The organism is Alphaproteobacteria bacterium US3C007, from assembly GCA_034423775.1.
Taxonomy (GTDB): domain Bacteria; phylum Pseudomonadota; class Alphaproteobacteria; order Rhodobacterales; family Rhodobacteraceae; genus Thalassovivens; species Thalassovivens spotae.
Genome location: CP139918.1, coordinates 2,176,524 through 2,199,015 on the forward strand (window position 1 = coordinate 2,176,524; position 22,492 = coordinate 2,199,015).

At 52.1% G+C, this 22,492-nt stretch carries 22 protein-coding genes; 16 read left to right on the forward strand and 6 right to left on the reverse strand.

The window, feature by feature from the left end:
* Positions 1-25: 25 nt before the first annotated feature.
* From sucD to mdh, 3 genes are all read right to left on the reverse strand, one after another.
* The gene (gene sucD / locus UM181_10445) at positions 26-907 is read right to left on the reverse strand and encodes a succinate--CoA ligase subunit alpha (protein ID WQC61752.1); all 882 of its coding nucleotides are present in this window, start codon (positions 905-907) and stop codon (positions 26-28) included.
* A 3-nt stretch (positions 908-910) separates the two neighbouring features.
* Positions 911-2,104: an ADP-forming succinate--CoA ligase subunit beta gene (gene sucC, locus UM181_10450; GenBank protein ID WQC61753.1), complete on the reverse strand. Its 1,194-nt coding sequence runs from the start codon at positions 2,102-2,104 to the stop codon at positions 911-913.
* 333 nt (positions 2,105-2,437) lie between these two features.
* The gene (mdh, locus tag UM181_10455; protein ID WQC61754.1) at positions 2,438-3,400 is read right to left on the reverse strand and encodes a malate dehydrogenase; all 963 of its coding nucleotides are present in this window, start codon (positions 3,398-3,400) and stop codon (positions 2,438-2,440) included.
* 211 nt (positions 3,401-3,611) lie between these two features.
* Between mdh and UM181_10460 the strand changes: the two genes are divergently transcribed.
* The 11 genes from UM181_10460 (at position 3,612) to UM181_10510 (ending at position 12,366) form a co-directional block, all read left to right on the forward strand.
* Entirely contained in the window at positions 3,612-4,346 is a 735-nt protein-coding gene (locus UM181_10460) for a sulfite exporter TauE/SafE family protein (GenBank protein WQC61755.1), read from the forward strand.
* 133 nt (positions 4,347-4,479) lie between these two features.
* The gene (locus UM181_10465) at positions 4,480-5,340 is read left to right on the forward strand and encodes a CoA ester lyase (protein ID WQC61756.1); all 861 of its coding nucleotides are present in this window, start codon (positions 4,480-4,482) and stop codon (positions 5,338-5,340) included.
* A gap of 3 nt (positions 5,341-5,343) precedes the next feature.
* The gene (locus tag UM181_10470; GenBank protein WQC61757.1) at positions 5,344-5,898 is read left to right on the forward strand and encodes an NnrU family protein; all 555 of its coding nucleotides are present in this window, start codon (positions 5,344-5,346) and stop codon (positions 5,896-5,898) included.
* Positions 5,895-6,101 carry a DUF1737 domain-containing protein gene (locus tag UM181_10475; protein WQC61758.1) on the forward strand — a complete coding sequence of 69 codons (207 nt, stop codon included), beginning with the start codon at positions 5,895-5,897 and terminating at the stop codon, positions 6,099-6,101. Before UM181_10470 ends, UM181_10475 begins: the two co-directional genes overlap by 4 nt.
* A complete protein-coding gene (locus tag UM181_10480; GenBank protein WQC61759.1) occupies positions 6,102-7,136 on the forward strand; it encodes a MaoC family dehydratase in 1,035 nt (344 codons plus the stop codon).
* 14 nt (positions 7,137-7,150) lie between these two features.
* Positions 7,151-7,885 (forward strand): DUF4344 domain-containing metallopeptidase, encoded by a 735-nt coding sequence (locus tag UM181_10485; GenBank protein WQC61760.1) that lies wholly within the window; start codon positions 7,151-7,153, stop codon positions 7,883-7,885.
* 164 nt (positions 7,886-8,049) lie between these two features.
* Complete coding sequence (sdhC, locus tag UM181_10490) at positions 8,050-8,433, forward strand: succinate dehydrogenase, cytochrome b556 subunit (protein WQC61761.1); 384 nt, start codon at positions 8,050-8,052, stop codon at positions 8,431-8,433.
* Between the two features lie 15 nt (positions 8,434-8,448).
* Positions 8,449-8,820, forward strand: a complete 372-nt coding sequence (gene sdhD, locus UM181_10495; GenBank protein WQC61762.1) for a succinate dehydrogenase, hydrophobic membrane anchor protein — start codon at positions 8,449-8,451, stop codon at positions 8,818-8,820.
* A gap of 12 nt (positions 8,821-8,832) precedes the next feature.
* Positions 8,833-10,638 (forward strand): succinate dehydrogenase flavoprotein subunit, encoded by a 1,806-nt coding sequence (sdhA, locus tag UM181_10500; GenBank protein WQC61763.1) that lies wholly within the window; start codon positions 8,833-8,835, stop codon positions 10,636-10,638.
* Positions 10,639-10,687: 49 nt separating this feature from the next.
* Positions 10,688-11,467: a succinate dehydrogenase iron-sulfur subunit gene (locus UM181_10505; protein WQC61764.1), complete on the forward strand. Its 780-nt coding sequence runs from the start codon at positions 10,688-10,690 to the stop codon at positions 11,465-11,467.
* A 50-nt stretch (positions 11,468-11,517) separates the two neighbouring features.
* Positions 11,518-12,366, forward strand: a complete 849-nt coding sequence (locus tag UM181_10510; protein ID WQC61765.1) for a DUF1989 domain-containing protein — start codon at positions 11,518-11,520, stop codon at positions 12,364-12,366.
* Between the two features lie 77 nt (positions 12,367-12,443).
* Here UM181_10510 and deoD read toward each other — a convergent pair whose 3' ends face one another.
* From deoD to UM181_10525, 3 genes are all read right to left on the reverse strand, one after another.
* Positions 12,444-13,151, reverse strand: coding sequence for a purine-nucleoside phosphorylase (gene deoD / locus UM181_10515; GenBank protein WQC61766.1), 708 nt, complete (start codon positions 13,149-13,151; stop codon positions 12,444-12,446).
* Positions 13,152-13,160: 9 nt separating this feature from the next.
* A complete protein-coding gene (locus tag UM181_10520) occupies positions 13,161-13,598 on the reverse strand; it encodes a GNAT family N-acetyltransferase (protein WQC61767.1) in 438 nt (145 codons plus the stop codon).
* A gap of 103 nt (positions 13,599-13,701) precedes the next feature.
* The gene (locus UM181_10525; GenBank protein ID WQC61768.1) at positions 13,702-15,669 is read right to left on the reverse strand and encodes a methylmalonyl-CoA mutase family protein; all 1,968 of its coding nucleotides are present in this window, start codon (positions 15,667-15,669) and stop codon (positions 13,702-13,704) included.
* Positions 15,670-16,094: 425 nt separating this feature from the next.
* On the opposite strand from UM181_10525, the gene ccrA reads away from it, so the two are divergent.
* From ccrA to UM181_10550, 5 genes are all read left to right on the forward strand, one after another.
* Entirely contained in the window at positions 16,095-17,372 is a 1,278-nt protein-coding gene (gene ccrA / locus UM181_10530; GenBank protein ID WQC61769.1) for a crotonyl-CoA carboxylase/reductase, read from the forward strand.
* A gap of 354 nt (positions 17,373-17,726) precedes the next feature.
* Complete coding sequence (locus UM181_10535; protein WQC61770.1) at positions 17,727-18,455, forward strand: LuxR family transcriptional regulator; 729 nt, start codon at positions 17,727-17,729, stop codon at positions 18,453-18,455.
* An 83-nt stretch (positions 18,456-18,538) separates the two neighbouring features.
* A complete protein-coding gene (locus tag UM181_10540; protein ID WQC61771.1) occupies positions 18,539-19,171 on the forward strand; it encodes an acyl-homoserine-lactone synthase in 633 nt (210 codons plus the stop codon).
* A 52-nt stretch (positions 19,172-19,223) separates the two neighbouring features.
* A complete protein-coding gene (locus UM181_10545) occupies positions 19,224-20,756 on the forward strand; it encodes an AAA family ATPase (protein ID WQC61772.1) in 1,533 nt (510 codons plus the stop codon).
* A gap of 97 nt (positions 20,757-20,853) precedes the next feature.
* The gene (locus UM181_10550) at positions 20,854-22,488 is read left to right on the forward strand and encodes a long-chain-fatty-acid--CoA ligase (GenBank protein ID WQC61773.1); all 1,635 of its coding nucleotides are present in this window, start codon (positions 20,854-20,856) and stop codon (positions 22,486-22,488) included.
* The last annotated feature ends 4 nt before the right edge of the window (positions 22,489-22,492 follow it).

Sequence of the window (22,492 nt, forward strand, 5' to 3'; positions counted from 1 at the left end):
TTTTGCTGATATAGCGCATTAAGGGTTACCCGATGGCTTTAAGAACCGCTTCACCCAATCCGGCTGGGCTCTCTGCAACCACGATGCCCGCAGCTTGCATAGCTTCGATTTTATCTTCCGCACCACCTTTGCCACCGGCAACAATGGCACCGGCATGACCCATGCGACGGCCCGGAGGGGCTGTGCGTCCGGCGATAAAGCCGGCCACGGGCTTGCTGCGCCCGCGTTTGGCCTCATCTCTTAAAAACTGCGCCGCTTCTTCTTCAGCGCTGCCACCAATTTCACCGATCATAATAATTGACTGCGTTTCCTCATCCGCCAAGAACCACTCAAGCGCATCGATATGCTCGGTGCCTTTGATTGGATCCCCACCGATGCCCACGCAGGTGGATTGACCCAAGCCAACATCTGATGTTTGCTTGACCGCTTCGTAGGTTAAAGTACCCGAGCGCGACACAACCCCGACGGATCCACGGCGGTGGATATGCCCGGGCATGATGCCAATCTTACAAGCATCAGGCGTGATTACACCGGGACAATTTGGCCCGATCAACACGGAATTACTGGTCTCTAAAGCCCGCTTTACTTGCATCATATCCAACACAGGGATGCCTTCTGTGATACAGACGATCAGTTCAATTTCGGCATCGAGTGCCTCTAAAATACTATCCGCAGCAAAGGGGGGTGGGACATAAATCACCGAGGCATTTGCTTGAGTAACGGCTTTGGCCTCATGCACCGAGTTGAACACAGGCAAATCAAGATGCACTTGGCCGCCTTTTCCGGGCGTAACGCCACCAACCATTTTAGTGCCATAGGCGATGGCTTGCTCGGAATGAAAAGTGCCTTGCGAGCCGGTAAACCCTTGACAGATCACTTTGGTGTTTTCGTTTATGAGAATTGCCATGTCTTACCCCTTGACCGCCGTTACGATTTTTTCGGCACCGTCTTTTAGATTATCGGCCGCGATCACGTCCAATCCCGATGTGTTGATGATCTTTTTGCCTTGTTCGACATTGGTGCCTTCCAGTCGCACTACCAGAGGTACTGCCAACCCAACTTCCTTTACCGCGGCCACAACCCCTTCGGCGATCACATCACAGCGCATAATACCCCCAAAAATGTTGACTAAAATGCCTTTGACATTTGGATCTGAGGTAATGATTTTAAAGGCCTCGGTGACTTTTTCTTTGGTGGCCCCGCCACCAACATCCAAGAAATTTGCTGGCTCGGCGCCATAAAGTTTGATAATATCCATCGTGGCCATCGCAAGGCCTGCGCCGTTGACCATGCAGCCAATTTCGCCGTCTAAAGCAATGTAGTTAAGATCGTATTTTGAAGCTTCGAGTTCTTTGGGGTCTTCCTCTGTGGTATCTCTGAGTTCGGCGATATCAGGGTGCCGGTAGACGGCATTGCCGTCGAACCCCATTTTTGCATCTAAACATTTCAGATCGCCGCCATCGGTCACGATCAGAGGGTTGATTTCCAACATCTCAACGTCTTTTTCGATGAATAGGCGATAAAGTGTGCCCATTAAGGCCACGCATTGTTTGATCTGTTTGCCCTCTAGGTTCAGCATGAACGCAATTCTGCGGCCATGATAGGCTTGATATCCGGTCGCCGGATCAACCGAAAAAGACAGAATTTTTTCAGGCGTTTCGGCCGCAACCTCTTCAATGTCCATGCCGCCCTCGGTCGAGCAAACGAACGACACGCGACTGGTCTGACGATCGACCAATAGGGCCAGATAGAGCTCACGCTCGATGCCCGAACCGTCTTCGATATAGATACGGTTGACTTGTTTGCCGGCGGGGCCGGTTTGGTGGGTCACCAAAGTACGGCCGAGCATTTTCTTGGCTTCTTCTGCTGCCTCGGTGGCCGATTTGGCCATGCGAACGCCGCCTTTTTCACCCGCATCAGCTTCCGTAAAATGGCCTTTGCCGCGGCCACCGGCGTGGATTTGCGCTTTTACAACCCAAAGGGGCCCATCCAGTTCACCCGCAGCGGTTTTGGCATCGTCTGCCTTGAGCACAAAGCGCCCTTCCGAGACCGGGGCGCCATAGCTGCGCAACAAGGCTTTCGCTTGATATTCATGAATATTCATCGAGTGTTCCTACATGACCCAAAGTTTGCGCCATTTAGTCGCATCAAGCGGACGGTTATAAGCTTTTTTTAAAAATTTTTATAGATTTTTACGTTTTTAGGTATTTTGTGATCACAGATTTTATGGGTGTGATCACAAAATAAAATATAGCGGCAGTTTGCTAGGGTTGCCCCAGCATATGGTGGTTTCAAGCTTGCGCGCAGCGGCCCACCTGCTGGGATAAACGATGGTTGCCCGGCTGAAAATAAAAAAGCACGCATGCGTGCATGCGTACTTTTTCAGCGTGGTAAGAAGCCCCGACAGGCACGCGGGAGCGCGCCGGCGCAGATGTCTTTAGGCTAGGCTGTCATCAATATTTTTACAGGCGGCGACAAGCCCTTTGACGGCCTCGACGGATTTATCGAACATGGCCTGCTCGTCTTTCGTCAATTTAATGTTCACGATCTTCTCAACGCCGTTTTTGCCAATGATTGTCGGCACGCCGACATACATATTTTTAAGGCCAAATTCACCATTGCAATTGGCGGCGCAGGGCAGAAGCCGTTTTTGATCTTTCAGATAGGCTTCTGCCATTTCAATGGCCGACGTTGCGGGGGCGTAGAACGCAGAACCGGTTTTCAACATACCAACAATCTCGGCTCCGCCATCACGGGTACGCTGGATGATTGCATCCAGCTTCTCTTGCGAGGTCCAGCCCATTTCAACCAGGTCTGGCAGCGGAATTCCGGCCACGGTGGAATAGCGCGCCAAAGGCACCATCGTATCCCCGTGCCCGCCAAGCACAAAGGCGGTGACGTCACGCATCGAAACCTCAAATTCCAAGCTTAGGAAGTGGCGGAAGCGAGCCGAATCCAAAACGCCGGCCATGCCGCATACTTTGTGATGGGGCAGGCCAGAGAATTCCCGCAACGCCCAGACCATCGCATCGAGCGGGTTGGTGATGCAAATCACGAACGCATCAGGCGCGTGATCGCGAATACCTTCTCCAACAGATTTCATCACTTTCAGGTTAATCCCCAAAAGATCGTCGCGGCTCATTCCGGGCTTGCGGGCAACGCCGGCGGTAACGATGCACACATCTGCGCCGGCGATATCGGCATAAGATTGCGTGCCCGACACATTGGCGTCAAACCCTTCGGCAGGGCCGGATTCTGCGATATCGAGCGCTTTGCCATTTGGAATGCCCTCTGCAATATCAAATAAGACAACATCGCCCAGCTCTTTCATAGCGGCCAGATGCGCCAATGTTCCACCAATTTGTCCGGCGCCGATCAGTGCTATTTTGGGTCGTGCCATAGAAGTTCTCCCGTCTCGGTTTTGTTTCGCATCCGGTTACTGCTTTCTGATTAAATTAGCAAGTGTGCTGCATTGCAGCGCAAATTGGCGTTTGCGCTAAGCCTCTCGCAATAGGTTGAACCGTCCGTTTTTAGACCATAGGCTCTTTCGTATGCAAAGTGGTTTGCGCGGGCCCATTTGATAAGAAAGATGGCTGTTTATGGAGGCTTGGATGTTTGCCCTGATGGGGGGCGCTGTTTTGTTTGCGGGCATTTCTAAAAGTGGATTTGGTTCTAAGGTTGATTTCATAGGGGTCGTGATTTTGGCCGGATTGATGGATCCGGGAAAAGCCATCGGAGTGATGTTGCCGTTGCTGATGGTGATGGATCTGTCGAATCTGCGCGCCTATTGGTGGAAATGGTCGCGCGGCGATGCCCTTACCTTAATTCTTGGCGGCATTCCGGGGGTTATGCTAGGGGCGTTGTTTTTCACGCAGGTCAATCAACAGGTGCTGCAATTTCTGATTGGCCTGATCAGCCTTTTGTTTTTAAGCTGGTTTTGCGCCTCACGCCTATCGACGGTTTTGTCAAGAATGGGCCCATTTTCACGTGGGGTTGGGGGGCTTGCGGGTTTCGTCGCGGGGTTTACCAGCTTTGTCAGCCATGCTGGTGGTCCGGCAGCCGCGGTGTATCTTCTGTCGAAAAACATGTCCAAAACAGAATATCAAGCCACTACTGTTCTGGTATTCTGGGTGATCAATATTTTAAAAGGCGGCCTTTACGTGGGTTTGGGCTTGCTGAGCCGCGATACGCTCGTGCTTGATCTGATGCTCTTGCCCTTTGCGTTTTGCGGTGTTTGGCTGGGGTTGCAGGCGCATCGTAAAATACCTGAAAAAGCATTTTTTGTGTTAATGTATGTTGCTTTGGCGGTTTCCGCTTTGCGCCTTATCTGGCTGTCTTTGGCTTAAGCCGCCCAGAACGCTTTGGCATCATGCGCGATGGCGACTGGGCTGTGGCAATTCTTGCATAATAACGTTTTGGCCTTGAACTTTTCGGCAAGAGATGCGCATTGATTTCGTAATATTATTGCGGAAGCTTCTTATGACCCTATCTCATCGCCCTCTTCGATCAGCGCTTTACATACCGGGCTCTAAGCCGCGGGCTTTGGAAAAAGCGCGAAACCTGCCCACTGATAGCATTATTTTTGACCTTGAAGATGCCGTATCCGCTGAGTCGAAATCCGAGGCGCGCGTGATCCTGCGCGCAGCTTTGGCGCAAGGCGGCTATGGCGCGCGTTTGAAAATTGTTAGAATAAACGCTCTTAATACACCGTGGGGCGAAGCTGATCTTCAGGCTTTGGATGGGCTTGACGTTGATGCTGTGCTGCTGCCAAAAGTAAATAGCGCAGGTGATTTGGATGCGCTGGCGAATGTGGTTGGAGCAAAATGGCCGCTTTGGGCGATGCTGGAAACCCCGTTGGGCATTTTGAACGCGGGCGAAATCGCGGCTCATCCACTGCTGCAGGCCTTGGTGGCCGGCACGAATGATTTGGCAAAAGACTTAAAGTGCCAACTCACGCTGACCCGAGACAGTTTGCAAATGGCGCTGCAATCGCTTGTGCTTGCCGCGCGGGCGCATGATGTGGCTCTGTTGGACGGAGTGTATAATCAGTTTCAGGATGAAGAAGGGTTGATCGCGCAATGCAGGCAGGGCCGTTCTTTGGGCTTTGATGGCAAAACGCTGATTCATCCGGCGCAGTTAAGCACTGCAAATCGCTGTTTCGCGCCTTCTACGAATGAAATTGAATTGGCACAGCGCCAAATATCTGCTTTTGAGGAGGCAGAAGCCGCTGGACAGGGTGTTGCAGTGCTTGATGGAACGATCATCGAGAATCTGCATATCGAAACCGCGCGGAAAACCTTGGCAATGGCGCAGGCAATTGCTGCAATGCAGACGGAGTAAAAAATGGTTTTATTGATAGCGGGTGTTGTGCTGTGGTTCGCTGCGCATGGTTTTAAGCGTCTTGCCCCCGAACGGCGCAGTGCAATGGGCGAAAAAGGAAAAGCTCCGGTTGCAATTGGAATTGCGCTTGGATTGGTGTTGATGATTATCGGCTATCGGCAAGCGGCTTTTATCGAGATTTGGTCACCCCCTGAGTTTTTAATTCATATCAACAACCTGATCATGGTTGTGGCCGTGGCTGTGTTTGCGATGGCGCATACCAAAGGTCGGATGCGTGGCCGGATGCGCCATCCAATGTTGACCTCAGTGAAGATGTGGGCCGCGGCGCATTTGCTGGTAAATGGTGACTTGGCGTCCATCATTCTATTTGGCGGCATGTTGGGTTGGGCTGTCTGGACGGTGATTAAGATCAACCGCGCAGAGGAGTGGCAACGGCCCGAGCCCGGCGAAGATAAGCGCGATTGGAAATTTTTAGTGGTGACCGTGGTGACCTTTGCCGTGATGGTAGGTTTGCATTTATGGCTGGGCGTCTCGCCCTTTGGAGCCCGGGGTGCATGACCCAATTATACCGATTGCTGACTGGTGAAGACGGATCTGCTTTTTGTCATAAAGTAACGTTGGCTCTTTCAAAAGGGTGGCGGCTTTATGGCGAGGCACAATATGTTTTTGACCCAGACAGCCAAAAAATGCGTTGCGCGCAGGCGGTGATAAAAGACAGCTTAAACACCTATGATCCTGATCGAGCGCTCGGAGAACAATGAATGAGCAAATCGAATATTGGGCGCTTTTTTGAAGATTATTCATTTGGCGAGGTAATCGCGCACGCTGTTCCGCGCACCCTCACCGAGGGAGAGCGCGCGCTCTATCATGCGCTTTATCCGGCGCGCCATGCATTGAATTCGTCAGATGAATTTGCCCGAAATTGCGGGTTGCCGCGGGCCCCTTTAGACGATTGGGCTGCGTTTCATATGGTGTTCGGCAAAACCGTACCGGATATTTCACTCAATGCAGTGGCGAATTTGGGCTATGCAGAAGGGCGTTGGTTGGCCCCGATCTTTACGGGTGATACCGTGCAGGCGGTGTCTGAAGTCATCGGGTTGAAAGAAAACACAAATGGAAAAACCGGCATCGTCTATCTACGCACGCGCGGGCTGAACCAGCATGGCGATATTGTTCTTGAATATGTGCGCTGGGCAATGCTGCGCAAAAGACAGACCAGTTCGCCCGCGCCAAGGGCTGTGCTGCCCGAATTGGCCGAGGCGGTAGATCCGGCGGATCTCTGCGTTCCAGAAGGGCTGGATTTTTCCAATTATGCGTTTGATCTTGCCGGAGAGCCGTATCGTTTGTCTGCGTATAAGCGCGGTGAAGTGATTGATCACGTTGACGCGATGACCATCGAAGAAGCCGAACATATGATGGCAACGCGGCTGTGGCAAAACACCGCCAAAGTGCATTTTGATGTAACCAGCCGCGCCGATGGCAACCGCCTGATTTATGGCGGGCACGTAATTTCTTTGGCGCGGGCATTATCGTTTAATGGCCTAGCCAATGCGCAAATGATTGTTGCCCTGAATAGCGGCGCGCATGCCAACCCTTGTTTTGCGGGCGATACCGTTTCGGCTTGGTCTGAAGTGCTTGACATAGCGCAAACCCGCGTGCCGGGTATCGGTGCCATTCGCTTGCGGTTGGTGGCGCAAAAAAACCAAGCGGGACCGGGGCCGCTGCGCGGAGAAGACCAACGCTACCTTCCCCATATTCTTCTTGATTTGGATTATTGGGCCTTGATACCCTCATAACCAGAGGAGAGGCGATGCGCATCACATTATTGGCCTTTTTGGTGCTTTTTGTGGGCGGGTTACGCCCTGCTTTTGGCCAGTCAAACGCCGAGAAAATCGCCGCGCGCGACGCCTATGTGTCTTCTAACATTGTATCCATTTTTTATCATGAGTTGGGGCATGCAATTATCGATAAGATGTCGGTGCCGATTTTCGGCCAAGAAGAAGATGCGGCGGATGTTTTATCCATTTTAATGATCGATCAAGTTTATGATGAAGAATCAGCCCAAGATGTTGCGTATGATGCCGCGCTCGGTTTTTTAGCAGATGCAGAACAGGCGGAAGAATTGGCGTTTTGGGGGGTGCATGGGCTTGATGAGCAGCGATTTTATAATCTGATTTGTTTGTTCTATGGGGCCAACCCAGCCGATCGGATCTTTTTTGCCGACGATCTTGGGTTGCCAGAAGAACGCGCTGATAGCTGCCCTGAGGAATATGATCAGGCGATTGTAAGTTGGGGAGGGGTGTTGGATCAGATGGCCGCCCTGAAGGGAAAAATAATATTTGAGGGCCCTGTTGAAAGCTTGATTGGCCAAGTGTTGGCGGAAGAAATCACTTTTCTAAATGGGCAATTGGGCTTTCCTGTTGATTTTGAAGTGTTGATAGAAACATGCGAGGAGGCTAATGCGTTTTACGATCCAGAAGCCGGTTCCGTGACGCTTTGCGCAGAATTTGAAACCTATTTAAGCCGGCAATATGAAAACATGTGATCACAAATAAAAACTCTGTGATCACAACCGCGCATTTCGCCAAGAGTCAGAAAAGAATATTGTTTCTGGGGCTGTTATTACTTTCAAATCAAGATAAAAGGATCCTATCGTATCGGCGAATAGCTGTGGAGGCTTCGCTTTTAAAAGATCGTAAGGGAATTTTAATGGCTGATGTAAACCGGGGCAATCGCCCTTTGTCACCGCATTTATCTATTTATCGCCCGCAGCTGACTTCGATCACGTCAATCTTAACGCGGATCACGGGAAATGCTTTATTGCTGGGTACTATCATGGTGATATGGTGGTTATTAGCGGCGGCAACTTCGCCGGCCTATTTTGAACTGGTCAACGGAGTTGTAACCTCCTGGTTTGGAAAATTAATCCTTTTAGGCTCGATCTGGGCGCTGTGGTACCACAGCTTGGCCGGTTTGCGGCATTTGATTTGGGACAACGCCATTGGCTTGGATGTGCCGACAGCCGAAAAACTTGGCTGGGGTGTTATCATAGGGTCGCTAGTGCTGAGCGTCATCACCATTGTGGTTTTATAAGGGCAAGAAACAGATATGCGTTATTTAACGGATCGCAAACGGGCCGTGGGCCTGGGAAGCGCCAAAACAGGCACCGCGCATTTTTGGGCCATGAAGGTGAGCTCTGCGGCGCTTTTGGTGCTGGTTCCCTTATTCGTCTGCACGCTGGGGCGTGTTATCGGTGAAAGCCATCAAGATGTGATTGCGCATTTTGCCCGGCCCGGCCCGGCCTTGGTTGTGGCGCTGACGCTGATTGTTGGTCTTGAGCATTTTAAGTCGGGCGCGCAGGTTTTAATTGAAGATTATGTCCATGGGACTGCACAGAAAATCTGGATCATCGCGGTTATTTGTATGTCCTATGCCTTGATGGCAACAGGGCTGTTCGCGATCGCTAAGATGGCACTTTAAAGGGCGAAGGCAATGTCAGAATATACGTTTGAAACCCATGAATATGATGTTGTTGTTGTTGGCGCCGGTGGCGCCGGCTTACGGGCAACCTTGGGCATGGCAGAGCAGGGGTTGCGCACCGCCTGCGTCACCAAAGTGTTTCCAACCCGCTCGCACACGGTTGCCGCGCAAGGCGGGATCGCGGCCTCGCTCTCAAATATGGGCCCAGATCATTGGCAATGGCACATGTATGATACCGTGAAGGGATCAGATTGGCTTGGTGATACGGATGCGATGGAATATCTGGCGCGCGAAGCGCCGAAAGCTGTTTATGAGCTTGAGCATTATGGCGTGCCATTTTCGCGCACCGAAGAAGGTAAAATTTATCAGCGGCCATTTGGCGGGCATACCACTGAGTTTGGCGAAGGTCCGCCTGTACAGCGTACCTGCGCCGCAGCCGATCGAACGGGCCACGCGATTTTGCACACGTTATATGGTCAATCGCTGAAGAATAACGCGGAATTTTATATCGAATATTTTGCCATCGATTTGGTTATGTCTGAAGATGGAGTGTGCACCGGGGTTGTTTGTTGGAAGCTGGATGATGGCACGATGCATGTTTTCAATGCCAAAATGGTGGTCTTGGCCACGGGTGGCTACGGACGGGCTTATTTCAGCGCAACCTCTGCGCATACCTGCACTGGGGATGGTGGCGGCATGGTGGCGCGGGCTGGTTTGCCGCTACAGGATATGGAATTTGTTCAATTCCATCCGACGGGTATTTATGGATCCGGTTGTTTGATCACCGAGGGCGCGCGCGGCGAAGGTGGCTACTTGACCAATTCAGAGGGCGAGCGTTTCATGGAGCGCTACGCACCCCATTATAAAGATCTGGCGCCGCGCGATTACGTCAGTCGCTGCATGACGATGGAAATCCGCGAGGGGCGCGGCGTTGGCGCAGAGGGAGATCATATCCACCTCAATTTGAGCCATTTGCCGCCCGAGGCTTTGGCCGAGCGCCTGCCCGGAATTTCGGAAAGCGCGCGGATTTTTGCTGGCGTTGATGTGACCAAGGAAGCCATTCCCGTTCTGCCCACCGTGCACTATAATATGGGCGGTATTCCGACCAACTATTGGGGGGAAGTTTTAAACCCAACGGCGGATAATCCAAACGCAGTGGTGCCCGGTCTTATGGCTGTGGGTGAAGCAGGCTGCGCATCCGTGCATGGTGCAAACCGCCTTGGCTCAAACTCTTTGATCGATCTAGTCGTGTTTGGGCGCGCGGCCGCGATCCGGGCTGGCCAAGTGGTAGATCGCGCGGCACAGATCCCCAATTTGAACACCGCTGAAATTGATAAGGCCTTTGACCGCTTCGATGGGTTACGTCACGCCAATGGCGCGGTGCCAACCGCTGAGCTGCGCCTTGAGATGCAAAAAACCATGCAATCAGATGCAGCCGTATTCCGCGCTTCGGACACATTGGCGGCAGGCTTCAGCAAAATGACCGATATCGCCGCAAAAATGGATGATATCAAAGTGACTGATACCAGCCTGGTGTGGAACAGCGATCTTATGGAAACGCTTGAATTGGGCAATTTGATGCCCAATGCTTTGGCCACCATCGCTGGCGCCGAGGCGCGTAAAGAAAGCCGCGGCGCGCATGCCCATGAAGACTTTGGCGATCGAGATGATGAGTCTTGGCGGGTGCATACATTGGCGGTGATTGACGGCGCCAAATGCGACCTGAGCTATCGTCCGGTCGTGTTGGACCGCCTTACTGATGAAGATCAGGGCGGCATATCGCTTGAGAGAATCGCGCCCAAAGTGCGTACGTTTTGAGCGCGGCTGTGGAAATAAAGACGGGATATAAAGACCAGATGAGGGTAATATGGTTCAGCTAACGCTTCCTAAGAATTCACGGATCCGCACTGGAAAAACCTGGCCAAAACCAGCAGGTGCAACCAATATCCGCAAATTTTCCGTCTATCGGTGGTCACCAGATGATGGAGAAAATCCCAGCGTTGATACTTATTTTGTGGATATGGATACATGTGGCCCGATGGTCTTGGACGCGCTGATCAAAATCAAAAACGAAATTGATCCCACCTTGACCTTTCGCCGCTCGTGCCGGGAAGGTATTTGCGGGTCTTGCGCGATGAATATTGATGGTATCAACACGCTGGCATGTATTTATGGCATGGATGAGATCAAGGGCGACGTGAAGATCTATCCCTTGCCCCATATGCCCGTTATTCGGGATTTGATCCCTGATCTAACGCATTTTTACGCCCAGCATGCCAGTATCATGCCTTGGCTGGAAACCAAAACCAACCGTCCGGCGAAAGAGTGGAAGCAATCGATCGAAGATCGCAAAAAACTAGATGGGCTGTATGAATGCGTGATGTGCGCCTCTTGCTCAACCTCTTGCCCGTCTTATTGGTGGAATGGCGATCGCTATTTGGGGCCAGCTGCCTTGCTGCACGCCTATCGTTGGATCATTGATTCGCGCGATGAAGCCACCGGAGAGCGGTTGGATGAATTGGAAGACCCGTTTAAGCTCTATCGCTGTCATACGATCATGAATTGCGCCAAAACCTGCCCCAAGGGGCTTAACCCGGCCAAGGCGATTTCAGAAATCAAAAAGATGATGGTCGAACGGACAGTTTAGCGCACACGAAGCGGTCTGTTTACAGCGTCATTTTGTATTAGGGAGGTCACATGTTGGAAGGTCCTGAAGATGGCGCCGCGCGCCAAGCTGTAAAACCAGTGATTTGTTATCCGGTTGAAAGCTTGCCCAAGCCCGATATGGCGGCTTTGAAGACCTTACGCCAGCTCGCCGTAAAATCCGATGAAGTGATCGTTGCACCGCGCGATGCCAGCTGTTTTGATGCGCCGGTGGGCTCGTTTTTTCGTATTTCCTCTATCGAAGGTGCGCAGGTTGGTGATCTGAACTTGTGGAATGCCCGAAACCTGCGCGAACGGTTTTATTCTGGTAAAACCCGCGCTCTGCATGGCACCCATCTCACGCAGGAAGAGCGGATGTGGTCGTGCTTTCCATATTTAAGGCCGATGGCAACGGTGTTTGAAGACACGCTTGCGTGGTATGGGATCGATGCGTATGGAGGCGCGGTGCATGACGTGATTGGAACCCGCTGTGATCCGTATACGCATGGTTTGCTTTCGGGCGGAGAGACCTATCACCAATGCTGTCATTCCAACTTAACCCGGGCTTTGGCGAGCAGGCTGGCGCGGCCCGTGCGCGAGGTGGAAGATAAGGTGCATGATGTTCTGAACGTGTTTATGTGCACGGGGTTTACGCGCGATACGGGACAGTATTTCATGAAAGCCAGCCCGGTGCGCCCAGGCGATTATCTTGAGTTTTTTGCCGAAATTGATCTTCTGGGGGCGCTAAGCGCCTGCCCGGGGGGGGATTGTTCCTCGGAGCATTCCAGTGATGCTGCGATATGTTATCCGCTAAAGGTTGAGATTTTTAGCCCGCCCGCGGATGCCCTGGCTGATTGGCAGGGCCCCGCACAGTCGAGCTATGATCGCGGCCACGGGGTGTAATCACGCTGGCGCCAGGCCAATCAAAACCTGTGATGAGCGGCAAAGGCGCGCGCTGGGCCCGGCTTTTCTGGGCCTCGTTATGCGTCAAAAGCTGCATGTAGCGCGATTTCCACCATATCGCCAAAACTTTTTTCGCGCTGATCCGCGGGCAGCGCCTCGCCGGTTTGCAAATGATCTGAAACGGTCAAAACGGCCAGCGCCCGCACGCCATGTCGCGCGGCGAGATTGTACAATTCGGCCGCTTCCATTTCGACACCCAAAATACCATGGCGGGTCATTTCTTGGTTCAGGTCGGGGCGCTCATCGTAAAACACATCTGACGAGTAGATACCGCCAATATGGGTTGCGATGGCTTTGGCTTGCGCGGCGCGGGCCGCAGCCTCTAACAAAGCATAATCGGCGCAAGGGGCAAAGTTGAATTCTTTGAAAATACCCAGAGACGGGGTGGAAATGCTGCTGGCGGTCATTGCCAGAATGATATCGCGTATCCCAACATGTGGTTGCATGCCGCCGCAGGATCCAATTCGGATTAAAGTTTTGGCCCCATAGTCTTTGATCAGCTCATTGGCGTAGATCGATAAGGATGGCATGCCCATACCCGAGCCTTGGATGGTCACCCTGTGGTCTTTATAAAACCCTGTAAATCCCAGCATGCCGCGCACTTCGTTCACAAGCGTGACGTCAGATAGGAAGGTTTCCGCTGCCCATTTTGCGCGATAGGGATCGCCGGGCAAAAGCACCGTATCTGCGATTTGATCTGGGGTGGCACCGATATGGATTGTCATGAAAAGCCTCTAGCGTGTATATTTTATAAAAGGGGTAAGCTGGCCGATCTGATCATATAGATGGCGGGCTTGATGATTGAACTCTTGCGTCATCCAGTAGACGCTTGGGCACCCGGCCTGATCGCTGGCGTGATACACGGCGGTGATTAAAGCTTTGGCAACCCCTTTGCCGCGTTGTTGCGGTGCGGTGAATAAATCTTGCAGATATACCACATCTTCGACCCGCCAATTATGCGGGTGAAAAATATAATGCACCAAACCCACCATTTCACCGCCCAATTCGGCCACGATCGCGTTTTGCGTTGTGATTTCGTTTGAACAGAGGCGCTCAAAGGTGGTGCGATACACGTTTTCCGCCAGCTCGGTCTCATAAAACGCCAGATACCCCCGCCAAAGCGCCTGCCAGGCGTGATACTCGTTGGGCCGTAAGCTGCGCGTTGTGATCACCGCTTGTTCCTTTATTTGCTTTTAGCGAAAATCTAACGAAGCCGGCCATACAAGGCCAGCCTTGTTCTTCGAAGGGTGTGATTTTTTGGAGCCTGTGGCCGCGTTACTCTGCGGCTAAATCGGTTGGATCTGCAAGACTGACGATATCCATCATAATGGCGTTCAATTCGAAATCTTTCGGGGTGTATATTTTTGCAACGCCCATCGCTGTCAGACGGGTCATATCTTCTTGTGGAATAATGCCCCCAACCACCACGGGAATGTTATCAAGTTGGGCCAGTTGCAGGCGCTTCATCATATCTTCCACTAGGGGAATATGACTGCCCGATAAGATTGACAGGCCGATCACATGGGGCTGGTGCTCTTGAACAGAGGCAATCAGCTGTTCGGGCGTTAAGCGGATGCCATCATACGCAATCTCCATTCCGCAATCGCGCGCCCGGGCGGCGATTTGCTCGGCCCCGTTCGAGTGACCGTCAAGCCCGGGTTTGCCCATCAAAAAGCCCAAGCGGCGCCCCAGCTTCTGACTCACAAGATCGACCGCTTCGCGAATTTCATCTAGCCCTTCGCTTTTGTTGGATACGCCGCGCGCCACGCCTGTTGGCCCTCTGTATTCGCCATAGATAAGCCGCATTTGCGCCGCCCATTCGCCGGTTGTCACGCCGGCTTTGGCCGCAGCGATAGAAGCCGGCATGATGTTCTCACCCGCCTGCGCCGCCGCGCGCAAGCTGCGCAGCGCGCTCGCCACGGATGCGTCATCGCGGGCGCTGCGCCAAGCGTTCAACCGGTCCACCTGATCCTGCTCAACGGCTGGGTCAACCGTCATTATGCCACCATCTCCGGCGGTAAGGGGCGAAGGCTCTCCCGTGGTGAACTTATTGACCCCGACCACGGTTGTTTCTTTTGAAGCGATTTTGTTCAGCCGTTGCGTGTTGCTTTCCACGAGGCGCGATTTCATATAGCCGATTGCTTCGATTGCGCCGCCCAGCGCATCGAGCGATGCCAGCTCATGGCGCGCTTCGTCTTTCAAACGCGCAACCTTGGCCTCTATGGTGGGGTTGCCGTCGAACAGATCTTCATATTCCAGCAGATCTGTTTCAAAGGCCATGATCTGCTGCATCCGCATCGACCATTGTTGATCCCAGGGGCGCGGCAGGCCCAAAGCTTCATTCCAGGCTGGCAATTGTACGGCCCGGGCGCGGGCATTTTTTGACAATGTGACGGCCAGCATTTCGATCAGAATACGATAAACATTATTTTCCGGTTGCTGTTCGGTAAGCCCAAGCGAATTCACTTGCACCCCATATCTGAACCGTCGGTATTTTGGATTTTCAACGCCGTAGCGGGTTTCACAAATTTCATCCCACAGGTCCACAAAGGCGCGCATCTTGCACATTTCGGTGACGAAGCGAATGCCTGCATTCACAAAAAACGAAATACGACCGACGAGTTTGGGAAAATCATGCGCTGGCACGCGTTCTTGCAACTCATCCAACACCGCGGTTGCGGTCGCCAAAGCAAAGGCAAGCTCTTGTTCTGGTGTCGCTCCGGCCTCTTGTAAATGATAAGAGCACACGTTCATTGGGTTCCACTTTGGCAGCTGCTCATAGCAATATTCTGCCACATCACCGATTAGTTTGAGCGAGGGTTGCGGGGGGCAAATATACGTGCCGCGCGACAAATATTCTTTGATAATATCATTTTGCACGGTGCCTTGCAGCGCGCTTATATCGGCGCCCTGCTCCTCAGCGACCGCGATATATAACGCCAGCAGCCAAGGGGCTGTCGCATTGATCGTCATTGAGGTGTTCATCTGATCTAGGGGGATCTGCTCAAATAGGCTGCGCATATCGCCAAGATGGCAAATTGGCACCCCGACTTTTCCAACTTCCCCCTGCGCCAGAAGATGATCACTGTCATAGCCTGTCTGGGTGGGTAAATCGAAGGCTACCGACAATCCCGTCTGGCCTTTTTGCAAATTTGATCGGTAAAGCGCGTTTGAGTCGCGCGCCGTCGAATGGCCCGCATATGTTCTGATCAGCCATGGACGATCTTTTGGTGAGAAGCTCATCTGCGCAACCTTTGGAATATAATATTATTACTATTTTAGGTTTGTATATGAAACAATATACCAATGTCAATTCGCTGCACTGCGGCAGGTCGATTTTTTCATCTGCTTCGTGATCTAGGCTTTGTAGACGATGATGGAGCTTATAAATCAAAGGGTTTATTGGCTGTCATGATTTTTTTATGGATCTTAGCAAATACTTATTTGGAATTATTTTAAATAGGCTTCGTCCGTTACGGTTTGGTTATCGCAGCGTTTGCTATGCAAATTCAAAATTCAATTGGGTTTATCGTGCATTATTTTTTAATATAAGTGTAATTATATTTCAAAAATAGATTAAATTAGGTTGCAAAATTACTTTTAGGGCGATAACGGTGAATAACGCAAAAAATTCTGCGCTGCGGCGCTACAGGGCATAGGAGAGAGTGATGGCGCTTGATGTAAAGCCTGAAACGGCACGCTATGAGGCCAAAGAAAAAGATTTATATAATGTCGGAGAAATGCCGCCATTGGGATTTGTTCCAAAATCTATGCATGCCTGGGCCATTCGCCGCGAGCGGCATGGCGAACCGGATCGCTCGTTCCAATTGGAGGTTGTGGATGTCCCCTCGTTGGGCAGTCATGACGTACTGGTTTTGGTAATGGCCGCCGGGGTAAACTATAACGGGGTCTGGGCTGGTTTGGGCATTCCAATAAGCCCGTTTGATGTGCATAAAGCCGCGTATCATATCGCTGGCTCTGACGCCTCTGGTATCGTTTGGGACGTAGGCGAAAAGGTCACAAGATGGCGCGTCGGGGATGAGGTGGTGATCCATTGCAATCAGGATGATGGTGATGATGAAGAATGCAATGGCGGCGACCCGATGTATTCTGCCAGTCAGCGGATTTGGGGTTATGAGACACCAGATGGATCTTTTGCACAATTCACAGCGGTACAATCACAGCAATTGATGCCGCGCCCTAAACATCTGACATGGGAAGAAAGTGCCTGTTACACGCTGACACTGGCGACCGCCTATCGGATGCTATTCGGGCACCATCCGCATGATCTTAAGCCGGGGCAAAACGTGTTGGTTTGGGGCGCGTCTGGGGGGTTGGGCTCTTATGCAATCCAACTGATCAATACGGCTGGCGCCAATGCGATTGCCGTGATTTCGGATGAAGATAAACGCGACTTTGTGCTGAGCTTGGGCGCTAAAGGCGTTATCAATCGCAAAGATTTCAATTGCTGGGGACAATTGCCGGTTGTGAATTCTGACGCGTATAAAACTTGGTTCTCCGAGGTGCGCAAATTTGGCAAGGCCATTTGGGAGATCACGGGCAAGGGCGTGAATGTGGATATTGTATTCGAGCACCCTGGTGAAAGCACTTTCCCGGTTTCGACTTTCGTGTGTAAAAAAGGCGGGATGGTGGTGATCTGCGCGGGCACCACAGGTTATAATCTGACGTTGGATGCACGCTATCTTTGGATGAACCAGAAACGCGTTCAAGGTAGCCATTTTGCGCATTTGCAGCAAGCCTCAGCGGCCAATAAACTTATGGTCGAGCGGCGGTTAGATCCTTGCATGTCCGAAGTCTTTGGCTGGGATGAGATTCCCGCCGCGCATATTAAAATGCGCCGCAACGAGCATAAGCCGGGAAATATGGCCGTTTTGGTACAAGCGCCACGGGCAGGTTTGCGCACGTTTGAGGATGCGGTTTTATAGATTTAAAAGTGACGCCTTGGGCAGGTTGCAACGAATCGCTTTTGTTAGAGGGGGCGTGCAGCTTTTTTGGGGCCGTTCTTTGGTTTTCAGTGGTTTATTGCGAACCCCCTCACTATTTTTGGGGAATTGGAAAACGCGAATTTCGTTAAATCAGACGCTTTGCTATCCTAGATTTAACACTCTGTTAACCATTTTTCGTGAGAATCGCTATGACGCATAATTGGATTATTGATGTCCTTTCAGATCTTCGTACTTTCGCTGAGAAGAACGGCCTAGAGGGGCTGGCTTTGCAATTAGACAATGCGCAATTAATGGCTGCACTGGAAATTGCGGCAAAAACCGAGGGGCTGCGCAGTGACGCGTTACACAAAGATCACGACCTTCGAACCCACGCTGGGGCGCCTCGAGAACGCCAGCCAGCTGGCTGATGTTCAATCCGTTATTGAAGAATTTCGCGATGTATTTTCCGTTGATCATATGGTGTATCATTGGGTGAATTCGAAATGTGGACGGCTGGGGGTGGGCACGTATTCGGGCGCTTGGGTCAGCCGCTATATTCAGCAATCCTATATTCGTATTGATCCGGTGGTTTTGGGGGGCTTTCAGCGGTTTCACCCCGTTGATTGGAAGGATCTTGATTGGTCAAGCAAAGCGGCGCGGGCGTTTCAGGCTGACGCGTTAGAGCATGGGGTGGGCCGTCAGGGGCTGTCTATTCCGATCCGAGGGCCAAAAGGCCAATACGCTTTGTTTACGATCAGTCATAACGCTTCGGATGAGGCATGGGCGGGCTTTATCGAAACGGCTCGGCGCGACCTTATTTTAATTGCGCATTATTTTAATAAAAAAATTTTAGATATCGAAGCTGAGGGTGTCGTAGATCCCAGCCCGGTGCTTTCCCCGCGCGAAAATGAAACGCTGACATTTCTGGCGCTTGGGTATAGCCGGGCGCAAGTTGCGCATACATTATGCATTTCGGAAAATACATTGCGCGTCTATATTGAAAGCGCCCGCTATAAATTGGGCGCTGCCAATACCACGCATGCGGTTTCGTTGGCGGTTAGCCGCGGGTTGATTTTGCTCTAGCTCGCCTGCGCTGCGCGCGCATGTCTAAGCTAAGTTTAATGGTCTGATCCTAGTCTTTTTAAGGCAACCAGGGGATTATATATTTGCTTAGATATCTTTATGGCGATCAGCTGTCTGATCACCCGCTTTTGCGCGACACTATGTTTCGTGATCGTGCCGCCCAATTTAAAACCCGCCTTAAATGGCAGGTGGATGTGGATGAAAATGGCTTTGAGCGCGATGAGTATGACGCGCTTAATCCGCTTTATGTGATTTTGGAAAATAACCTTGGTCGGCATGAGGGCTCTTTGCGTCTGCTGCCCACCACGGGGCGCTGTATGATCAATGAGAAGTTCCGTTTTTTGCTGGGAGGCAGCAGTCTGAGCAGCCCGTTGATCTGGGAATCTACGCGGTTCTGTCTGGCCCCCAAAGCTTTCAAGCATAGCGCGTCAAAATTGATGCTGGCGGCGGGTGAGGTCATGCTTGGGTTTGGCGTTGAGCAATCGGTGGCTGTGTTTGATCATACGATGCGGCGCATCTATCGACGTATCGGGGCAACCCCTGAGATTTTAGCCGAGCAGGGCTCCGGTAAAACATATATCGGTCTGGGATTATGGAGTTTTTCCCCCTTGCAACGCCAGGCGGTTGCCCGCAGCGCGAAGGTTTTGCCGGAACATTCAAGCCATTGGTTTGACTTGGCTTTTGGGGCAAGTAAGCGCGTGGTGCCCGTGCCGTAAAGAAAGTGGCTTCTCTCTGGTGCTTTGGTGGCTTGGCCGGTAAACTACGCTTATGCAGGTACGGCAGGTTGAACTTTCTTTAGATCAGGCAGAGGCTTATGATCATGTGGCGGCGCTGCTGCGCGCCGCTGGCGTAGATCTTGAAAACAACCTTTTGGTGCCGGGGCGCGAGCGCGATGCCCGGGTTACCGCTTTGATCGGTAAAGCGGGTTCTGGAAAAACCTTATTGCTGTCGGAACTTTATCACGCGATGCGGCGCATCGGTGTTGATGTGGTGTCGGGGGATTATGAACCGCGGCGCAATCGTACCAAGCGCAGTTTGGCGATTTTGGCACCCACGAATAAAGCCGCCAGCGTGCTGCGTATGAAAGGTGTGCCGGCCACAACCATTCACCGCATTCTTTATACGCCGGTTTATGATCCGGAATATGAAAAAATTGCTGATTGGCTGGCCGGTCAATCTGAAAAACCCCAGATTGAAGATTTAAGCGAGGCGGCCCTGGCGCGCGCTTTTGAGTTTTACCAAAACAATAAATCTATCCCCGGGGCGCTGGCGGCGGCTGGCCTGCGCGGTTCGGATTTTATTACCGGCTGGAAGCGTCGCGAAGATCCGTTGGATATCGGCTTTATCGATGAAGCCTCAATGTTGGATGATCGACAATTTGAAGATTTACAGCAAATTTTTCCAATATTGGTTTTATTCGGAGATCCGGCGCAATTGGCCCCGGTAAACCAATCAGGCCAAATGGTATTTGAAAAATTAGAACCAGAAAAGCAGATCACGCTGCAACGCGTTCACCGCCAAGATGCGGATAATCCGATCTTGGATTTGGCCCATGCGCTGGGTGATCCTGCGCTTGGATTTTCTGATTTTGAAGCGATGATATCGCATTATGCCGCGCGCGATGAGCGCGTTGTTTTGGGCCAGCGCGTCGATGTTGATCTGATGGCCCGCAGCCCGGTTCTGGTTTGGCGCAATGCCACCCGAATTCGGCTTATTTCTGCCTTTCGAAGGGTTTATGATGCACCGGACACCGAGCTGCTTGAGGGCGAACCACTGATTTGCGATGGGATTGAATTGCCATTGAAACATCGCAAGAAGCGCCTTGATTTGGAGGCACGGGGCCTCATCAAAGGCGCGCAAGTTGTCTATTTGGGGCCTGGGCGGCGCGCCGGCTTTTCAAAATTGCACGTGATCGGGGCGGAAGACCCAAAAGTTTCAGCGGCTTCTATCATCAAAATTGAAAAACCCGGTGAAGAAGAACCGTTTATTCCGTTTGCGGCCAATATGGGCGCCGCTTTTTTACATGGCGCGGCCGTGACCATCCATAAAGCGCAGGGCAGCCAATGGGAAACGGTGCAGGTTTTTGCACCAGATCTGGAAATGGCTGCGCGTATGGGGCGAGTCGAGGCCAATCAACCGCTTTGGAAGCGCCTTGCCTATGTGGCGATCACCCGGGCCGAGCAGCGGCTGATCTGGGTGGTGCGTAACCGATTGTCCAAACCCTCAACCCCGCTTCAAATCGAGGATCTTCGCGCGCAAGCTCCGGCGCCTTTGGCTTTGGATATTCAAGAAGATGGATAATCTGTTCAGCTCTGCATGGGCCGCGGCAAGAAGGTGGCTTGCAAACGGCGCGGTTTCCTTTTCATATGGCAATCAGACGCTGCAGGGGGGGTGGTGAATGCTTGGCCAAATGATGCATCGACCGTTGTCGATTATCGAAATTTTAAAATTTGCGGCAGAGGCGCATCCACGCGCCGAGATGGTTTCGGTGCGCACCGAAGGTGATATACATCGCCAAACTTACGCTGACAGTTTACGCCGCGTTGGACAATTGGCGCATGCTTTAAAAAAGCTTGGCGTCGCACCGGGCGCAAGAATTGCCACTTTGGCTTGGAATGGCTATCGGCATTTTGAATTATATTACGCGATATCTGGGATTGGTGCGGTCTGCCACACCATCAATCCGCGCCTCAGTGCTGAGCAAATGCTATATATCATTGGCCATGCCGGCGATGAGATTTTGTTTATCGACACCAGTTTCGTGCCTCTGGTGCAGGCGCTGGCGGATAAATTGCCCAAATCACTCAAGTTTGTGGTTATGACCGGGCCCGAGCATATGCCCCAGTCAAGCTTGGATTTTTTATGTTATGAAGACTTGTTAGAAGGGCACCCCGCGGTTTTTGATTGGCCAGAGCTGCCCGAAGACACAGCTTCGGGCCTGTGTTACACGTCGGGCACTACGGGGAACCCGAAAGGCGCGTTGTTTTCGCATCGCTCAACGCTGCTGCACGCGTATTCCACCGCCATTTCGATTCCAAACAGCCTGAAAGAGGGCGCGCGTATTTTGCCGGTTGTGCCGTTGTTCCACGTGAATGCATGGGGCCTGCCTTACACGGCGCCGATGACGGGAAGCTCATTAATATTTCCCGGGCCCGCTCTGGACGGGGCCTCTTTATTCGATTTGATGGAGCATGAGGCAGTGTCTTCCGCTTGGGGGGTTCCAACCGTGTGGTTGGGTCTGCAAGGTGAGATTGCAGCGCGCGGGCGCCATCCAAAAGGCTTTGACAATTTGATCGTAGGGGGGTCTGCTGCGCCGCGCTCGATGATCGAAGCCTTCGAAACCTCGGGCGTGACAGTGGTGCATGCCTGGGGGATGACAGAAATGAGTCCGGTGGGCACGCATGGGCTTTTATCGCAACATCACCATCGCGAATTAACGCAGGATCAGCGGTTTGACTTGCAGGCCCGACAGGGGCGGCGCGCTTTCGGTGTTGATTTAAAAATCGTCGATGAGGCGGGGCAGGCTTTACCGCATGACGGTATTGCTGCTGGCGATCTTTATGTGCGCGGAAATGGTATCATTTCTGGTTATTTTGAAGATCCTGCGGCCACCGCTTCGGCCTTTGACAGCGCCGGCTGGTTCGGCACTGGCGATGTTGCCTCGATTGATCCAGAAGGGTTTTTAATCATACAGGATCGGGCGAAAGACTTGATCAAATCAGGGGGCGAATGGATCAGTTCGATTGATCTTGAAAATATTGTGATGGGCCATCCTGAGGTGGCAAATTGTGCCGTGATTGCTGTGCCCCATCCCAAATGGGATGAGCGGCCGCTTTTGGTTGTCGTGCCTCGCGGGTCCTATAAGGTGACAAAGGCCGAGATAGATAGTCTTCTCTTGGCCCATGTGGCGCGCTGGCAATTGCCCGATGCAATCGAGTTTGTTGAAAAACTGCCCCTGACGGCCACCGGTAAAGTGTCAAAGCTCACGTTGCGTCAGCAATTTGAAGCCTTTGAATTGCCCAATGAAACATAGAGGA

What these genes read in the sequence shown, in the direction of transcription:
- UM181_10510 (WQC61765.1), top strand. Translation starts at nt 11,518, where the DNA reads ATGTTGGAAGGTCCTGAAGATGGCGCCGCGCGCCAAGCTGTAAAACCA.
- ccrA (WQC61769.1), top strand. Translation starts at nt 16,095, where the DNA reads ATGGCGCTTGATGTAAAGCCTGAAACGGCACGCTATGAGGCCAAAGAA.
- UM181_10550 (WQC61773.1), top strand. Translation starts at nt 20,854, where the DNA reads ATGCTTGGCCAAATGATGCATCGACCGTTGTCGATTATCGAAATTTTA.
- UM181_10485 (WQC61760.1), top strand. Translation starts at nt 7,151, where the DNA reads ATGCGCATCACATTATTGGCCTTTTTGGTGCTTTTTGTGGGCGGGTTA.
- UM181_10470 (WQC61757.1), top strand. Translation starts at nt 5,344, where the DNA reads ATGGTTTTATTGATAGCGGGTGTTGTGCTGTGGTTCGCTGCGCATGGT.
- UM181_10465 (WQC61756.1), top strand. Translation starts at nt 4,480, where the DNA reads ATGACCCTATCTCATCGCCCTCTTCGATCAGCGCTTTACATACCGGGC.
- sucC (WQC61753.1), bottom strand. Translation starts at nt 2,104, where the DNA reads ATGAATATTCATGAATATCAAGCGAAAGCCTTGTTGCGCAGCTATGGC.
- sucD (WQC61752.1), bottom strand. Translation starts at nt 907, where the DNA reads ATGGCAATTCTCATAAACGAAAACACCAAAGTGATCTGTCAAGGGTTT.
- sdhA (WQC61763.1), top strand. Translation starts at nt 8,833, where the DNA reads ATGTCAGAATATACGTTTGAAACCCATGAATATGATGTTGTTGTTGTT.
- UM181_10505 (WQC61764.1), top strand. Translation starts at nt 10,688, where the DNA reads ATGGTTCAGCTAACGCTTCCTAAGAATTCACGGATCCGCACTGGAAAA.
- deoD (WQC61766.1), bottom strand. Translation starts at nt 13,151, where the DNA reads ATGACAATCCATATCGGTGCCACCCCAGATCAAATCGCAGATACGGTG.
- sdhD (WQC61762.1), top strand. Translation starts at nt 8,449, where the DNA reads ATGCGTTATTTAACGGATCGCAAACGGGCCGTGGGCCTGGGAAGCGCC.
- UM181_10460 (WQC61755.1), top strand. Translation starts at nt 3,612, where the DNA reads ATGTTTGCCCTGATGGGGGGCGCTGTTTTGTTTGCGGGCATTTCTAAA.
- sdhC (WQC61761.1), top strand. Translation starts at nt 8,050, where the DNA reads ATGGCTGATGTAAACCGGGGCAATCGCCCTTTGTCACCGCATTTATCT.
- mdh (WQC61754.1), bottom strand. Translation starts at nt 3,400, where the DNA reads ATGGCACGACCCAAAATAGCACTGATCGGCGCCGGACAAATTGGTGGA.
- UM181_10545 (WQC61772.1), top strand. Translation starts at nt 19,224, where the DNA reads ATGCAGGTACGGCAGGTTGAACTTTCTTTAGATCAGGCAGAGGCTTAT.
- UM181_10480 (WQC61759.1), top strand. Translation starts at nt 6,102, where the DNA reads ATGAGCAAATCGAATATTGGGCGCTTTTTTGAAGATTATTCATTTGGC.
- UM181_10475 (WQC61758.1), top strand. Translation starts at nt 5,895, where the DNA reads ATGACCCAATTATACCGATTGCTGACTGGTGAAGACGGATCTGCTTTT.
- UM181_10525 (WQC61768.1), bottom strand. Translation starts at nt 15,669, where the DNA reads ATGAGCTTCTCACCAAAAGATCGTCCATGGCTGATCAGAACATATGCG.